We start from the raw sequence: 16,797 nt of genomic DNA on the forward strand, positions 1-16,797 counted from the left end.
CGGGATAAAAATATAACTGCAATTAAAATAAGTAAATTTATCGGGAGGTATAAATGACTATTTTAAGCATCGTATTTTTTGCTATTATGTGTATCTTCTTCCTAATAAGATATATGAAAGAAAAGAAATTTTACGATTTACTTCTCATTCCCGTTTGTATATATGCAGGAGCAGTGAAAACTCCTTTCGTAGAGTACTTAAACTTTAATACTACATTTAAAATAACGTATGATATTGCAGCTATTATTCTTGTAATCCTTGCTGTACTTTTCTTTTTGAAAGATAAGAAAGAGAATCATACTGCATAACAAAAGACCTTTCATTTACTTGAAAGGTCTTTTTCTCTATCTCATTTTGCCGCTCCATACAGCTTCTCTATCTCATGCTCAATTTGTTTTACATCGATTCGCTCAAATAATGGCTGCACGCTATCAATTCTATTCGGCAACGTATTTTGCGGTTCCCAATTTCGGTTCACAATCGACAATGTGCTTCGAACTCTTTCACTTGAAAATGGTAAAAATGGTTCAAGGAGATTTGCAAAATTAGCAATAAGATAAATACAATTATAAATCGTTTCTTCACATGAAACTGGATTATCTTCTCTTTCTTTCCAAGGCTGCCTCTCATCAAAGTATTTATTTGCAAAACGTACGGCATCGAATATTGTTTCTAGCGCCACCTTAAATGTAGTTTGCTCAATCGCCTCTCCTACATTTTTATATAATCCTTCTACTTTATCCTTCAGTTCTACATTGATAGTTCCCTGCGGCACAATGCCATCATAATATTTTTCAATAAACTTTAATGTCCGGTTCACGAAGTTCCCGTATGCACCTAACAGTTCACTATTATGACTGTAAATGAATTCACGCCATGAAAAATCAGTATCACGATTTTCTGGTGCATTTACTGTTAAAAAGTAACGAATAGAATCTGGATTGTAACGTTCTAATATGTCAGGCACCCATACTGCCCAGTTTTTACTCGTAGATAACTTTCTTTTTTCAACTGTTAAATACTCATTCGAAACGATATGACGCGGGATTGCTTCCTCTCCTATTCCAAGTAAAACCGCTGGCCAAATGATGGAGTGAAATGGAATATTATCCTTGCCGTGTACATAATATGTTTGCGCATCGCTATTCCAAAACTCATGATCATCTTTTCCTGTTTCTTCAGCCCAATATTTACTCGCTGAATAATATCCTGCTACTGCTTCTATCCATACGTAAATTTTCTTATCTTCATACCCTTTCACTGGAATTGGTACCCCGATTGGTAAATCTCTTGATACAGCCCTATCTTGTAACCCTTCCTTTACATATCTTTCCGTTAATTGAATTGCATTATCACGCCATGTTCCTTTTTCTTTTGCGATTTCTACAACTTTTTTAATTTGCTGCTGAAATGTATGCAATGCAAAATAAAAATGCTCTGTTTCCTCTACAGATGGTGTACTACCACATAACTTGCATGTCTTTTCTAACAAATCGAGTGGATCTAAAATAGCTGAACACGCATCGCATTGATCGCCTCTTGCTGCTTCATGGCAATGTGGACATATTCCTTCTACATAACGATCCGGTAAAAACTGCGTACACGTTTTACAGTACGCTTGTTCCACTGTTTTTTTATAAATATAGCCTTCTTCCAATAAACGTAAAAAAACTTTTTGAACAGTTTCATGATGATGCTCGCTATCGGTACGTGTATAGCAATCATACGTAAAACCGAGATCACGAAAACATCGCTGGAATTCTTCATGGTACTTATTAGCAATTTCTTTTGCTGTCACACCTTCTTGTTTTGCTCTAATTGCAATCGGTGTTCCATTACAATCACTGCCCGAAACATACAACACATTCTCACCTTTTGCCCGGTAATAACGTGCTAAAATATCTCCAGGTAACAAACTCGCAATATGACCAAGATGTAACGAGCCATTTGCATACGGCCAAGCGCCTCCAATAAAAATACTCATCTTACATTCCTCCTTTTAAATATAAAAAAGCCCCGCCCTTATCTTAAAAAAGATAAGGGCGGGGCTGTATAAACAGTCGCGGTACCACCTTATTTCGCCAATTACTCACATAATTAGCCTTAACAAGTACGGAGCTATATGCTCTTATACTGTGGTTTTGATAACGAGTACCAACTCTCGTCGCCGCCTACTATTATCATTTGATAAGTTCAGGACGAAGCTCAAAGGCCATTGTTCAAATGAATATTCTTGCTTCTTCTCAGCTACCGAAGCTCTCTGGAAAGAATGTGTTCATCCTACTTTTCCTTTTCAACGCTTTTACGTATAAAAAGTATTGTACGACTTAATCACAGAAAAATCAAACTTTTATTCAGAAAGAAAAGGAAATCCCATCCCCCTGCCGAATAACTATACGTTCACAAAAGGAGTGATAACATTGAACCAAAAACAACTAAGCACTATTAATGAAAAAAGCTGGAATACAGCTGCTTATGAAGCTTGGACGAATCGCCATGGGGCACCGGAGGATTATGCGAAAAAAATCATGGAAGACCCTATGCGCGAGGTAGATCACTATTTACCTTACATACAATCTCCGAAAGGAAAACGTATTATTAATTTACTAGGATCAAAAGGGAATAAGGCCGTTGCTCTCGCCCTTTTAGGCTCTGACGTAACAGTTGTTGATATTTCAGCAAGTAATGCAAAATATGCAAATGAACTTGCTGATGCCGCAGGCGTTTCTATTCATTACATCGTTTCTGATGTACTAGATGTAAATCTCTCCAAATCATTTGATATCGTATTACTGGAGCTTGGTGTACTTCATTACTTTCTAGATTTAAAACCACTTTTCACCAAAATCTCTCAACTACTAAAGCCAGATGGAATACTTATCCTCCGCGATTACCATCCAATATACACAAAGCTATTAGGAGTAGACCACCCATCGTTTCGGGCCAATGGAAATTATTTCGATGAAGAATTGATTGAAGATGATGTTGCTTATAGCATTCTTCTTACAGAAGCGCAGAAAGAATCGTTACCGAAAACAACCATCCGTCGCTGGACATTAGGAGAAATTATTACAACACTCGCCGAAGAACATTTTAAGATTGAAAAACTAATTGAAGAACAGGGACCTCATCAAAAGTGGGTCTTCCCTTCTACTGCCCCAGAAGGAATTGAAGAACAAATACCCGGTCTATATACAATAATTGCGCGAGCATGCAAAAAAGGATCCCTTCACGGATAGGATCCTTTTTGCATGCTCGCGCATATAAGTTGAGGTTGGAGATTACCATAATTCTGTAGAATAGGACACAAGATATTTCAACATTTCGTCTCTGACTTACGTCGTCAAAAAGGGGTATGACCAACATAACGAAGAGTAATGTTTTAGTTGATACTGATAATCGTTATCAACTAATTAGAAGTATACATGATGTTATTTCAAATTTCAATAGCATTTCTAATATTTATTTATGGATTTTATGATATACAAATGTATACATTTTAAGAACTTTTTCTAATACCAATCTGACTCCTTCCATTATCTGCTATAATTTTCATTGAACAGATTAATAACTTCATAATAATGTTTTTATTAATTTCGCTTCAAATATCTATAAATCATAATAAACAGTTTAAATGAGGGTAGGGGTAACGATGAAATATGTTAGTATTCGAAAAAAACTACTGTTCACACTCTTAAGCATTTCTTCTTTATTTAGCATTGCTCTTATTGTTATTCTTTCATTCGCCATGAATCAAGCAAGTGAAATCGAAACGTTAAAAAATGATGTATCGAAAAGAGCGACGATTTTAAAAGAACGTGGCGATTGGTTCCAGGCACAAGTTGCTGGTTTACAAGAATATTTGCTATCACATGATCAAAAAGGATTAGATAAGTTCAACCGAGAAGGGAAAAAATTAGCTGATACTAGAGAGAAAGTAACAAGTGACAAGAAGCTCCCAGAAGGAATGAAAGAAGCCATTTTAATGGGAGGAAAATGGCGTAGCGTCATAGATAATGAGGTACTACCTCTTGCGCATGAAGGAAAATGGGACGAAGCATCTAAAATTGCTTTAGCACAAACAGATTATGTAAATGATCTGTTAGGTCGTTTTAATAAATATACAAATGAAGAGAATGAGAAACGTGACGCATTAATTGCTGACGTCGAGTCTTCTTCATCACTTATTCAATATATTATTTTCTTCTCACTCATTACATGTACATTAACGTCTATTTTATTAGCATGGTGGTTCTCTGGTAAACTCGTTAAACCAATTCGACAAATTGATGAGAAGTTGAAAGAATTAGCTTCTCAAGATGGAGATTTAACGGCTAGATTACACGTAACGAGTAAAGATGAAATTGGTGACATTGCAAATTCCTTTAATCAAATGCTCACTAACTTACAGCATATAATAAAACAAGTTCAACAAACATCAACAAGTGTAAAAGAAGCTTCCGAAAATGTATTTATCGAAACAACCGCTTCTATGGAAAATACCGCAAGGACACAAGAAACTATGAATGCTCTTGAACACAATATTCGTTCACAAGTTTCTAGCATTGAAGAAAGTTCAACCTCAATGGATGACATGGCAACGAGTGTTCAGCGTATTGCTGAGGCCGCCTCTTCTGTTACTAGTTTAGCTGTCACAACCTCAGAAAAAGCAGATGATGGGAATAAAGTCATTGAGAAATCTATTACACAAATGCATACAATTAACGAAGCTGTTAACGCTACATCACAAGTAGTTGAGCGACTCATTACACATACAAATCATATCGATACTGCACTTCAATCTATTTCTAATATCGCCGAGCAAACAAATTTACTCGCTTTAAATGCTTCTATTGAAGCAGCTCGTGCTGGTGAACACGGCAAAGGATTCGCTGTTGTTGCTGATGAAGTTAGAAAACTTGCTGAACAATCTCAACTAGCCGCAACTGACATTAACCATTTACTGCATCAAATTCAAGCCGATACAAAAATAGCAAATGACATGATGACACAAGGTCAAGCAGAGGCTTCTGAAGGAATTACGGTTATTCGTACCGCTGGATCTTCATTCTCAGAAATTGTTAACCACATTAACAAAGTCTCTACGCAAATGCAAGAAATGTCTGCAACTGCTGAAGAGATGGCTGCAAGCTCTGAAGAAATGAACGCAGCTTTAAATAATATCGCTTCTATTTCAAACGAAGTTGCTGCAGAAACATCACAAACAGCACATTCAGCTGGTGATCAAGTAAACAAAATGAGTATCGTGGCTAACAAATCATCTGAAATGAAAACAATCGTACAAGAACTTGAAATTCTCGTTTCTCATTTCAAAACAAACGCTTAAAGTGAAAATGACACAAGCTCAAAGGTATAGGAAAGGAAGTTTTACAGTCTCTCTTTTTTCACTTTAAAATATATCTTTCTATCTCTCATTCCGTCTGCTATAATTCCTAAAGGAAATAAGAAAGCTTTATTCCAACTGGAGTAAAGCTTTCTTTCATTTTTTACATTAATTAATTCTAATACTAAGATTTCACAAAGGAGGCTTTTTATCATATGAATTTTGTAAGTATCAGAAAAAAACTTATGTTCATGATGGGAACGATTTGCGCTTTATTTGGTATCGCCTTAGCATTTATTTTATTTTTTGCTATTGACCAATCTCGTAAAGCTGAAACATTACAAAAAGAAATTTCTCCACTGGCAACAGAATTGAAAGAACGTGGAGATGCTTATCAAGTACAGCTCTCTGCTTTAAGAGGTTATTTACTACAACATGATCAAGTCGAATTAGACAAGTTTAATGAGATGAGTAAACGTCTTGAGGATTCAAAAGATAAACTTCTTTCTAATCCAAATCTTTCTTCATCCGTAAAAAGCACAATGGAATTAGGGTCTACTTGGAGAAAGTTCGTTGAAGAAAAAGTATTCACTCTTGCAAAAGAACAAAAATGGGAAGAAGCTTTACAAGTAGCTTCTTCAGAAAACGGAACTGTCTATAAAGTAATTGGTGACTTCACAAATTATAGTAATGAACAAGCTACATTACGTGAACAATCTATTGAAAAAATTGACCAATCTGCACTCTTAATCGAATATGTTATTTTCTTATCACTTGTTATTTGTATTGTCGCTGCAATTATTCTTGCATGGTGGTTCTCTGGTAAACTTGTGAAACCAATTCAACAAATTGACACGAAACTAAAAGAGTTAGCTTCTCAAGAAGGTGACTTAACGGCACGTCTACAAGTAAATAGCAACGATGAAATCGGTGCTATCGCAGCATCATTTAATAAAATGTTAGAAAACCTACAACATATCATTAATCGTGTTCAAAAAACATCAGTGGAAGTACAAACTGCTTCTGAAAATATGCTAGAAAAAACGAATACATCACGTGAGGCGACAGTAAGAGTCCAAAGCTCGATGTCTAACTTAAATGCAAGTATTCAATCACAAACTTCTAGTATGGAAGAAAGTTCAACTGCAATGGACGATATGGCAGTAAGTGTTCAGCGTATTGCTGAATCTGCTTCATCTGTAGCGGAACTTGCTGTTGCCACATCTGAACATGCTAGCGATGGAAGTACCGTTATCCAAAAATCTGTTTCACAAATGACAACGATACACGAAGCTGTAAATGCTACGTCAGAAGTGGTTGAACGTCTAATCACTCATACGAAATATATCGATACCGCTGTACAATCTATTTCTAATATCGCTGAGCAAACAAACTTACTTGCTTTAAATGCTTCTATTGAGGCAGCTCGTGCTGGCGAGCAAGGAAAAGGATTTGCTGTCGTAGCTGACGAAGTTCGAAAGCTTGCTGAACAATCTAAAACAGCTGCAACAGACATTAATCAATTACTACATCAAATTCAAAATGATACAGAAACTGCTAGCTCTATGATGTCTCAAGGCCGTTCTGAAGCATTTGAAGGCATTCATGTTATTCGTGAAGCTGGTACTTCTTTCACAACAATTGTAGAACAAGTAAATAAAGTATCTACTCAAATGCAAGACATATCAGCAACTGCTGAAGAGATGGCTGCAAGTGCTGAAGAAATGAATGCTTCACTTAATAACATCGCTTCTATCTCGACTGAAGTATCCAGCGAAACCGCCGCAACGGCACAATCTGCTGAACAGAAAGTTATCGTTATGAATGAAATGACAGTAACTGCTGGAAAAATGAAACAAACAGTTGAAGAGTTAGATCAACTCGTATCTCATTTTAAAACAGAATAGATTTTCAAAAAATATCCCTCTTTCAAAGAGGGATATTTTTTTTGAGCTCATTTCCTGCACATTATGCTCATTTCCGTTATAATGAGAATCGATATCATTAAAATATAGGAGGGGCTGCTTATGTCACAAGAAGCATTTGAAAATAAATTATTGGATAATTTAGAAGCTGTTATTGACCCTGAACTAGGTGTTGATATCGTTAATCTTGGATTAGTGTATGATGTTACAGCAGATGAAAATAATAATGCTGTCATTACGATGACTATGACTTCTATCGGTTGTCCAATGGCTGGGCAAATCGTATCAGACGTTAAAAAAGTATTATCAACAAACGTACCTGAAGTCAATGAAATAGAAGTAAATGTCGTTTGGAATCCACCGTGGTCGAAAGAACGTATGTCACGTATGGCGAAAATCGCATTAGGTATTCGCGACTAAATAAAGTGGAAATTTCATCATTTGCGGATAGCGGGATAAAGAAAAGACCTGACTAGGATGTCAGGTCTTTTCTCTTATTATTTTACGCCTACTGCATCATAAGCTTTCGTTACAGCTTGTACAGCTTTAGAATCTTTACCGTATAAATCTTCGGCTGATTGAAGAGCAGCTTGACGCATCATTTTGAAGTCAGAGTTTGCAGTTAAATATTTCGTAAGAGCGCGGTAGTAAATTTTTTCTGTCGCTTCACGGCCCACTCCAGCTACTTTCACGTCGTAATGATCTCCGCCTTCAGATACTAAATAAGCAGCTTTATTATTAATACTACTGTTAATATGAACGCCACCATTATCAGCTGTTCCAGTATAACGTTTACTATAGTGATCTGGGTAACCTTCACCTGGTTTTAATGGGTTTGGAATAGACGCTGGATCTTTTAGTGAACGAAGTGCATCGCCTGGTTTTCCAGGTGTATAAATGTCAGCACCTAAATCCCAGCTCTTCTTCTCAACCATAACACCCATAATATCGGATAACGATTCATTTAACGCCCCTGACTCATTTTTATAAACAAGGTTTGCTGTATGTTCAGTTACAGCATGCGTTAATTCGTGACCGATAACATCAAGTCCAGCAGATAATGGAATGAATGTTTTTCCATCGCCATCACCATACATCATTTGCACACCGTTCCAAGCTGCGTTATTCCAGCTCTCTCCTACGTGAACAGTTGAAATAAGCTTCGCACCTTTATCATCGAAAGAGTTACGATTAAATGTTTTTTTGTAGTAATCATATACTTTTCCTGCATTTACATGCGCATCAACTGCAGCTTTATCTTCGAAGAACTTAGATTTACTTTCAACTTCTTCGCCTGTATATCCAAGCCATTGTGAGAATAAATTAAACAAGTTTTCATCCATATTTTCTGCATCAAATGTGTGAATACCTTGTCCTCGTTTACCGTCAAATAAGTTGAATACTCCCGTTTTTTCATCTTGGGCAATTTCAAATGATTGTCTAGCACCTAATACTCCGTAGCCAAACCCTGTAACGTGATCTACAGCATTATATTTCTCAATAACATTTCCATTTGTTGCATCAACAAAATAATGCCAATACCCTGGAGCTGGTTTTGAAATCGATGCCTTAACTAAGTATGCAAGGTAGTAATTACCGTCCTTTTCATATACAAATAAATCTTTTTTCACACCGTCATAATTCTTTACTTTACCAATTTCTTTCTCAATATCTGCCTTTGCAATTGTTTCTGCTTGTTCCGCACTAATGCTTGCAGATGCAGGGATATTTTTATCATCTAAATTCGGAATAACTTGTCCGAAGAATGCTTTTACATTATTCTCTTTATCAAGTGTAACAGTTTGATCAGAACCGTACACAGGAATGTTATTATGTTTCTCAACTAGCTTCACATGTGTCGTGTCAGATTCAGCGTCTTTTTCTTCTCCAACGATATTAAAATGCTTTTCAATATTTCCTGCTAATTTAAACATATCTTTCTTACTCTCTAAGTATTGAAAGACCGTCTCTTTTTTATCTAGTCCTTCCGGTGCTTTCCATTCTTCACCTATGTATGCAGGTGTTTTAAATTCTTGATGATATTGAATTTTTTGTTCTTCCGCTTTCGTTGTCGTTGCCCCAAACGCTCCAAATCCCCCGGCGATAACAGTTAACGCTAATGCTGATGAAATGACTTGCTTTTTCACTATAACATTCCCCATTCCCATAAAGATTTTTGACACTTTTATAAAATTCTGATTTTTACAGCCGATACCTCTACCGAAAATTTGAGAAACATTTTTCAGATAATTCCAATCAAAAAAGAGGACATCCTATCAGATGTCCTCTTTTCTATAAGCCTTTTATTGTTTTTTCAATTCAATTGCTAAATAGTGTGATTGCTCTTTCGCTTGAATGTGAGTATCTTCTTCTACAGATTCTGCTGCATCACGCATAACAAACGTTTCACCATTTATTACACTGCTTCCTTCAATTTGAACAAGATACAATTGACGGCCTTCTCGCACAGGAAAATGAATTTCTTTTCCGGCATCTAACGATAAAGAATATAAATTTGCATCTTGGTGAATTTGAATTGGTGCCTCTCCTTCTACTGGAGATACCATATGGAACCATTCGTTTTCACGCTCGCTCCAATCAAATTTAAACTCACCATAGTTTGGTTTATGATCCGCACGATCTGGTAAAATCCAAATTTGTAATAAACGTAGTGTTTCATTTCCTAAATTATGCTCGCTATGAAATACACCTGTGCCAGCACTCATATATTGAACATGTCCTCGCTCAATTGTTCCGCGGTTCCCCATGCTATCCTCATGTGTTAAAGCACCATCTACAACGTACGAAATGATTTCCATATCACGATGCGGATGCATATCAAAACCAGTTTGTGCAGCTACTAGATCATCATTAATAACACGTAACGCTCCGAAGTTCATGTTATTTGGATTATAGTAATTGGCAAAAGAAAAATGAAAATGTGTATTTAACCAACCATGATTTGCTCTGCCCATATTTTTATGATCAACTTTTCTAAACATATCCTTCACCTCATACTATATCGAATTCGAGATTTATTTTTAAATTTTTTCTCACTGTAATTTTTTTAGTAATTGTAATAATTGATGTTGTTCTTCTACATTTAATTTTTGAAACTGCTCCGCTTGGAATGTTTCTTGAGGCGGGACGATTTCTTCATATAAAACTTTTCCCTTTTCTGTTAACGAAATATATTTTGTAGTACCTTCTTGTTCACGACGAATCCACTCTAGCTGCTCCATTTTATTTAAAAGCTGCGTGATATTTCCCTTCGTAACAAATAGCTTATTTCCAAGCTCTTGCTGCGTTAGACGATTATGCCCTCCAACTTGAGCTAGTACATCAAACTGAGCGGCAGATACATTCCATTCTTTCAAATGCTGATTCGTCTCACGAATACTCTTATTATAAAAGCGTGATAAACGAAACCATAATAGTAATCCGAGTCTATCTTCTGTTTTCATTTCATCACCTCGCTCGTTTCATATCATTAGTTTAGAACTAAACTTTATAAAAGTCAAATACTTATTTTTAATAAGTATACAGAAAGCACAGCGCTATTTCTCCACTATGCTTTACATTAACTTTCTATTCTTATATTCATCCAATTTCCTCTCCGCGAACTTCCTCGCATCTTTTTCAATCCATCTATCTTCGTACACTTCACTTCCAACATACAATACTTCTCTCTTATGCTGCATCGCATGACGAAACTCATGCAGTAGTGTTTTGAGCACCTGCTCATACTCTTCCCACATACAAACAAAAATTAATTGTTTTTCTTTATGATAAAAACCACCTACTGGGAATAGGAATTCTTCTTCCTCTTCCCCTAATGATAGAAGCACATCGTTTGCATCACACGTATCACAAAAAATAACGGGCGTTTTACATGCTTCAATAAGAGAAAATAAATCCTCTCTCAGCTTTTTGACATCCCAATGAAGCTCCGAATCCAACACATACCAATTCTCTACCTGTTGATATACATTTTGAAACTGGAGTTCCATTTCTCTTTATTCCCCTTTCCAAGCACCCTTTTTCTATATGTATGCCACAATATGGTAAATATTAAACGTATTCTTTCATCCTTGAAAAAATGCCAATAAAAAAAGAACCTATGTCGACATAGATTCCTTTTCCGTAATCACTTTTTTTTTCATCACTTTTTTTAATACAAAATAACCAATTGCACAAACAATAGCAGCAAGTGCAAAGTATTTCACATATGGCCCCGCAACTTTATTAATGCTTTCCCACTCTGTTCCTAATTTAAACCCTAAATATACAAACACAATTGACCACGGAATAACAGCTAATGTAGTTAGCGTAATAAACTTAGCATGTGACATTTTCGCAATACCCGCCGGTATCGAAATAGCATGACGCACAACCGGAATAAAACGTGCGGTAAAGATAACGCCAGTTCCGTAACGATTAAACCAATCTTCAGCATAATCAATATGTTTCTTCTGAATTAAAATATATTTTCCATATCGCTCAAGAACAGGTCTTCCTCCGTATCGACCGATCCAATAAATGAATAGTTGTGCAATTACACCACCAATTGTACCAAACGCGACAGCGCCCCAAAATGTAATGCTTCCTGTTGATACTAAATAACCTGCATAAGACAATACGATTTCACTTGGAATAACCTCTAGCATTAATCCAAGCATAATTCCCCAATAACCAAGTCCTTCTAAAAAAACTAAAACCGAATGAATCAACTCTCCTAACATCATTTACCTCTCTTTACTGTTTTCATTACAAAAATAAAAGTACAAGCAGGAAATATCTTGTACTTTATTTTTTAAAATTTAGTTAGTCTTCGTATCCCACTTAAAGATTTTATTTAAGAATTTATATACATTCTTCGACTCTTTTGTCAGAAGTGGGCCTAAAATGGATAGTATAAGCACGTATAGTGCTGAGAAGGGTTTCAGTACTGACATTAAACCACCGGCGATACCGATATTAGCCATAATGATGGAGAACTCTCCTCGTGAAACGATTGTTAATCCGATATTTGTTGATGCTTTATGAGATAACCCTGCTTGTCTTCCTGCAATCATTCCTGCTACAAAGTTGCCGATTATTGTAAGAAGGACAGCACCTAACGTTAACCATATCGCTCCGCCTAATGAGAACGGATCAATACTTAACCCGAAGCTGAAGAAGAAAATAGCTCCGAAAAAGTCTCTGAATGGAACAACAAGATGTTCAATTCGATCACTATGCTCTGTCTCAGAGAAAACTAATCCTAGAAGAAGTGCCCCAATCGCTTCTGCAACGTGAATTGTTTCTGAAAAACCAGCAATGAAGAATAACGAAGCAAATACTACAATAATAAAGATTTCATCTGAGCTAATATTGAGCAATTTATTTAATAACGGCGTAGCCTTTCTAGCTACTATAAAGAATAGAAGCATATATCCTAAAGCAATTCCAATTGAAGTAAGGGCGCCTAAGAAGGAAGCGTGATCCCCTAGTACTAAACCAGAAACAACTGATAAATATACAGCAAGGAATATATCTTCAAACATAATAATTCCTAAAATTAATTCGGTTTCATTATTACCAGTTCTTCTTAAGTCCACTAACACTTTAGCAACGATAGCGCTAGAAGAAATCGTAATAATACCCGCAATAATTAAGATTTCTAGTAATGGGAATCCCATTATAAATCCGTATAACAAACCAAGTGAAAAGTTAATTAAAATATAAATCGTTCCGCCAATCGCAATAGAGCGTCCAGATTTAATTAGTTTTTTCATTGAAAATTCTAATCCTAGATAGAATAGAAGGAATAGAACCCCAATCCGTCCAAGGAAGGAAATTACACTTGCACTTTCAATAAATTTGAGATCGATAACACCTATTGTCGGTGCATGCGGTCCTACTAACATTCCGAGAACAATTAGAAAAGGAATTACTGAGAATTTAAATTTTCCAGCAATTACCGCTGCAATTGCCACTAAAACTAAAGCTGTACCAACTTCAAAAATTAACGTATCCATCTAGTCAGTCCCCCCTATTTGAAAGTAATTCATTAATGATTTTTTTAATTTCTTCTCTCTCACCTGAAACTACAAGCATATCTCCTTCTTCAATTACTGTTTCTGGTCCTGGATTAAATAGCTTCTTCATGTTCTTCTTCATAACTGCGATTATCGTTACGCTATATGTTTTTCTTATTTCAAGATCGCCAATTGTTTTTCCGATTGCTGGAGCTGTATTCTCCACTTTGAACCACTCAATCGCTAAACCTTCAAAAACCATCTCAACATTTTCTAACGCCCTAGGCTTATATACCATTCCACCTAATATTGCTGCGATTTGCCTTGCCTCTGAGTCACGTAGTGAAATACTTGAGATGCTTTCTTCATGGTCTGAATCAAAATGATACATTTCTCTACGCCCATCATCATGAATGACAATTACCATCTTTTCGTTACCTTTCGTAACGATTTGAAACTTATAACCAATACCCGGAAGTTCACTTTCTCTAATATTCATTTTTAGCTCCTCCATAACTTATTTATTTTAATTTTCTGTTTTTCTGTCTTTTATTCATCCAATCAACTTTAGAAATTCTAACCACTCAGGATATTTGTGATTTGGAAATCTTTTATTGTAATAATAAGTTGCCCCTAAAAAGATACTTAAAGATGTAATGATAAAAAATATATTACTTCTCATTTTCAAACTCTCAAGGCTTACTTTCAATAAAGAATCTTCTTTCAAATTATCCCCACTTTCTCGCTTTAAATTTAGTTTTTTAAAATGTAAATAATTCTAAAAATATTACGATGTAACATAATCATAACACAAAATTGATTTAAGTAACATAATTTTTTAGAAAAATTGATTCTCGTATATTTTTTGCATATAATTTTCTTATTACGAAAAAAAGGAAGTGTATTATATGGTTGATATCTTTAGCAGATTCCTTGAGGTAACGAATAATATTTTATGGTCATATATTCTTATTGCAATGCTAATCGGCTTCGGTCTTTACTTCTCTTTTAAATTAAAATTTGTCCAAATTACTCATTTCAGTGAGATGGTCAGCTTAATTAGTAAAGGGTTTAATCGAAAAGAAAAAAAGAAAGATAGCATCTCTCCATTCCAAGCATTTTGCTTAAGTGCAGCAGCACGTATCGGTATCGGGAACTTAGCCGGTGTAGCACTAGCAATTTCAATGGGTGGACCTGGCGCAATATTTTGGATGTGGTTTATCGCAATTATCGGAGCAGCTACTAGTTTCGTAGAATGTACGCTCGCTCAAATTTATAAAGTAAAAGATGGTAGCAGGTTCCGTGGTGGGCCGGCATATTACATGGAAAAAGGATTAAACAAACGCTGGATGGGTGTTTGGTTCTCACTTCTTATTACAGTTGCGTACGGATTAATTTTCAATTCAGTACAAGCGAATACAGTAACAATAGCGTTTGAAAATGCTTTTGGACTAGAGCGAACAATCGTAGGAGCTCTATTAGCCTTATTAGTTGCAGTCATTATTTTTGGTGGTATTAAGAGCATTTCACGTATTACAGAAATGATTGTTCCGCCAATGGCAATCGTTTATATCGGCGTGGCTATTTTTGTCGTTATTAACAACTTCAATATGTTACCAAGCATTTTCATGGAAATCTTTAACGGTGCATTCGGTTTAGACCAAGCCATCGCTGGTGGTATTGGAGCAGCAATCAAGTTCGGAATTCAGCGCGGTTTATTCGCGACAGAAGCAGGTATGGGTAGCTCTCCTAACGCAGCAGCAACATCAGATGTATCTCACCCTGTAAAACAAGGACTTGTTCAAGCATTAGGTGTTTTCGTAGATACATTCTTAGTATGTACATCAACAGCATTTATCGTATTATGTTCTGGACTTTACAAAGGATCAAATTTAGAAGGTATCGAATTAACACAAAACGCTTTAAGTTCACAAATCGGACCGTGGGCAAGCACTTTCTTAGCGATTATTATTTTCCTATTCGCTTTCAGTTCTCTACTAGGAAACTACTATTATGGTGAAACAAATATTGCATTCATTAAAGAAAGCAAAACATGGTTAATGATTTATCGTGTTGCAGTTGTCGGAATGGTATTCTTCGGATCAATCGCTGCTCTTAAAACAGTTTGGAGTTTAGCTGATTTATTCATGGGACTAATGGTATTCACAAACTTAATTGCCATCTCATTCCTTAGCAAATTTGCTTACGCTGCATTAGTAGACTATTTGAAGCAAAAGAAACAAGGAAAAGATCCAGTTTTCGTTGCAAGCTCTATCCCTGGTTTACAGAATACAGAGTGCTGGGATGGACAGGATGTAGAAGAAAAACAGAAGGCTGTGTAATGATTAAAAGCAGAAGCGGCTCGCTCAGAATCGCAGGACATTGGAGCTCTCGACCTTGAAGCGCTTTTTGCTTCGAGCGAGAGAGCGAAATGACCGGAGATTCTAGCCGCTGGAGCTGGATATCGTTAAAAGCAGAAGCGGCTCGCTCAGAACGCAGGGCATTGGAGCTCCTGACGAAGAGGCGCTTTTTGCCTCACAGGAAGGCGCGAAATGACCGACTGTTCTAGTCACCGGAGCTGGATATTATATAAAAGCAGAAGCGGCTCATTTAGAACAAGAGCTATATATCAAACAAAATCCCTATTACCTCACCGTAATAGGGATTTTTATTTACAACAGTTCATAATTTGTTCAAATTAATTTCAGCAAAAGGGTTGTTTTATATCAATTACTAGATTATAATAATTATAAATTAGTAATTGATATAACATAACAACTCAAAAGGAGATTGATCATAATGAACAAACAAGTAATCGAGGTATTAAACAAACAAGTAGCAGACTGGAGCGTTTTATTCACAAAACTTCACAACTTCCATTGGTACGTAAAAGGGCCTCAATTCTTCACATTACACGAGAAATTCGAAGAACTTTACACAGAATCAGCTACTCACATCGATGAAATTGCAGAACGCATTTTAGCAATTGGCGGCAAACCAGTAGCAACAATGAAAGAATACTTAGAACTATCTTCTATTCAAGAAGCAGCATACGGAGAAACTGCAGAAGGGATGGTCGAAGCAATTATGAAAGACTACGAAATGATGCTAGTCGAACTGAAAAAAGGCATGGAAATCGCTCAAGACTCTGACGACGAAATGACATCTGACCTACTACTAGGCATCTACACAGAACTAGAAAAACACGCTTGGATGCTACGCGCGTTCTTGAATCAATAATAGATTTTAAAGCGGAGGTGACTTGCTCAGAACAAGAGGGCATTGGAGCTCCTGACGAAGAGGCGCTTTTTGCCTCACAGGAAGGCGCGAAATGACCGACTGTTCTAGTCACCGGAGCTGGATATCATTAAAAGCAGAAGCGGCTCGCTCAGAACAGGAGGGTGTTGGAACTCCTGATTACGAGGCGCTTTTTGCCTCGAATGAAGGAGTGAAACAACCGACTGTTCTAGCCGCTGGAGCTGGATATCATTAAAAGCAGAAGCGGCTC

The 16,797-nt window shown here is 36.3% G+C and carries 16 protein-coding genes and 1 other annotated feature; of the genes, 8 read left to right on the forward strand and 8 right to left on the reverse strand.

Annotated elements, in window-relative coordinates; translation table 11 throughout:
* Nucleotides 1-53: 53 nt before the first annotated feature.
* A complete protein-coding gene (locus DN403_RS08060; RefSeq protein ID WP_000154129.1) occupies nt 54-308 on the forward strand; it encodes a hypothetical protein in 255 nt (84 codons plus the stop codon).
* A 41-nt stretch (nt 309-349) separates the two neighbouring features.
* On the opposite strand, the gene metG is transcribed toward DN403_RS08060, so the two are convergent.
* Complete coding sequence (gene metG, locus DN403_RS08065) at nt 350-1,984, reverse strand: methionine--tRNA ligase (protein ID WP_000021588.1); 1,635 nt, start codon at nt 1,982-1,984, stop codon at nt 350-352.
* 51 nt (nt 1,985-2,035) lie between these two features.
* Nucleotides 2,036-2,306: a binding site (T-box leader), on the reverse strand.
* Between the two features lie 114 nt (nt 2,307-2,420).
* On the opposite strand from metG, the gene DN403_RS08070 reads away from it, so the two are divergent.
* The 4 genes from DN403_RS08070 (at nt 2,421) to DN403_RS08085 (ending at nt 7,689) form a co-directional block, all read left to right on the forward strand.
* Nucleotides 2,421-3,239 (forward strand): class I SAM-dependent methyltransferase, encoded by an 819-nt coding sequence (locus DN403_RS08070; protein ID WP_001072257.1) that lies wholly within the window; start codon nt 2,421-2,423, stop codon nt 3,237-3,239.
* A gap of 413 nt (nt 3,240-3,652) precedes the next feature.
* Nucleotides 3,653-5,347, forward strand: coding sequence for a methyl-accepting chemotaxis protein (locus DN403_RS08075; protein WP_000878434.1), 1,695 nt, complete (start codon nt 3,653-3,655; stop codon nt 5,345-5,347).
* A 212-nt stretch (nt 5,348-5,559) separates the two neighbouring features.
* On the forward strand, nt 5,560-7,251 hold the full coding sequence (locus DN403_RS08080; RefSeq protein WP_001012201.1) for a methyl-accepting chemotaxis protein: 1,692 nt from the start codon (nt 5,560-5,562) through the stop codon (nt 7,249-7,251).
* 120 nt (nt 7,252-7,371) lie between these two features.
* A complete protein-coding gene (locus DN403_RS08085) occupies nt 7,372-7,689 on the forward strand; it encodes a metal-sulfur cluster assembly factor (protein ID WP_000076424.1) in 318 nt (105 codons plus the stop codon).
* 77 nt (nt 7,690-7,766) lie between these two features.
* On the opposite strand, the gene nprB is transcribed toward DN403_RS08085, so the two are convergent.
* From nprB to DN403_RS08120, 7 genes are all read right to left on the reverse strand, one after another.
* Complete coding sequence (gene nprB / locus DN403_RS08090) at nt 7,767-9,416, reverse strand: neutral protease NprB (protein WP_000745125.1); 1,650 nt, start codon at nt 9,414-9,416, stop codon at nt 7,767-7,769.
* Nucleotides 9,417-9,572: 156 nt separating this feature from the next.
* Nucleotides 9,573-10,271, reverse strand: a complete 699-nt coding sequence (locus tag DN403_RS08095; RefSeq protein ID WP_000488932.1) for a pirin family protein — start codon at nt 10,269-10,271, stop codon at nt 9,573-9,575.
* Nucleotides 10,272-10,322: 51 nt separating this feature from the next.
* Entirely contained in the window at nt 10,323-10,733 is a 411-nt protein-coding gene (locus DN403_RS08100) for a MarR family winged helix-turn-helix transcriptional regulator (protein WP_000845462.1), read from the reverse strand.
* A gap of 111 nt (nt 10,734-10,844) precedes the next feature.
* Nucleotides 10,845-11,279: a DUF3920 family protein gene (locus DN403_RS08105; RefSeq protein WP_000422791.1), complete on the reverse strand. Its 435-nt coding sequence runs from the start codon at nt 11,277-11,279 to the stop codon at nt 10,845-10,847.
* Nucleotides 11,280-11,387: 108 nt separating this feature from the next.
* Nucleotides 11,388-12,011, reverse strand: a complete 624-nt coding sequence (uptA, locus tag DN403_RS08110) for an undecaprenyl phosphate transporter UptA (protein ID WP_057096654.1) — start codon at nt 12,009-12,011, stop codon at nt 11,388-11,390.
* A 78-nt stretch (nt 12,012-12,089) separates the two neighbouring features.
* Entirely contained in the window at nt 12,090-13,289 is a 1,200-nt protein-coding gene (locus DN403_RS08115) for a cation:proton antiporter (protein ID WP_000380223.1), read from the reverse strand.
* 4 nt (nt 13,290-13,293) lie between these two features.
* On the reverse strand, nt 13,294-13,788 hold the full coding sequence (locus tag DN403_RS08120) for a cation:proton antiporter regulatory subunit (protein WP_001026075.1): 495 nt from the start codon (nt 13,786-13,788) through the stop codon (nt 13,294-13,296).
* Nucleotides 13,789-14,197: 409 nt separating this feature from the next.
* Here DN403_RS08120 and DN403_RS08125 point away from each other — a divergent pair, with 409 nt between their 5' ends.
* The 3 genes from DN403_RS08125 to DN403_RS31070 all read left to right on the forward strand — a co-directional run bounded on the left by DN403_RS08125 (nt 14,198) and on the right by DN403_RS31070 (nt 16,782).
* A complete protein-coding gene (locus DN403_RS08125; protein WP_000227587.1) occupies nt 14,198-15,631 on the forward strand; it encodes an alanine/glycine:cation symporter family protein in 1,434 nt (477 codons plus the stop codon).
* A 457-nt stretch (nt 15,632-16,088) separates the two neighbouring features.
* Nucleotides 16,089-16,529, forward strand: coding sequence for a Dps family protein (locus DN403_RS08130; RefSeq protein WP_001041895.1), 441 nt, complete (start codon nt 16,089-16,091; stop codon nt 16,527-16,529).
* A gap of 91 nt (nt 16,530-16,620) precedes the next feature.
* Nucleotides 16,621-16,782 (forward strand): hypothetical protein, encoded by a 162-nt coding sequence (locus tag DN403_RS31070; protein ID WP_000128781.1) that lies wholly within the window; start codon nt 16,621-16,623, stop codon nt 16,780-16,782.
* The last annotated feature ends 15 nt before the right edge of the window (nt 16,783-16,797 follow it).

This window comes from Bacillus sp. AY2-1 (assembly GCF_008368965.1).
GTDB classification, from domain to species: Bacteria; Bacillota; Bacilli; order Bacillales; family Bacillaceae_G; genus Bacillus_A; species Bacillus_A thuringiensis_S.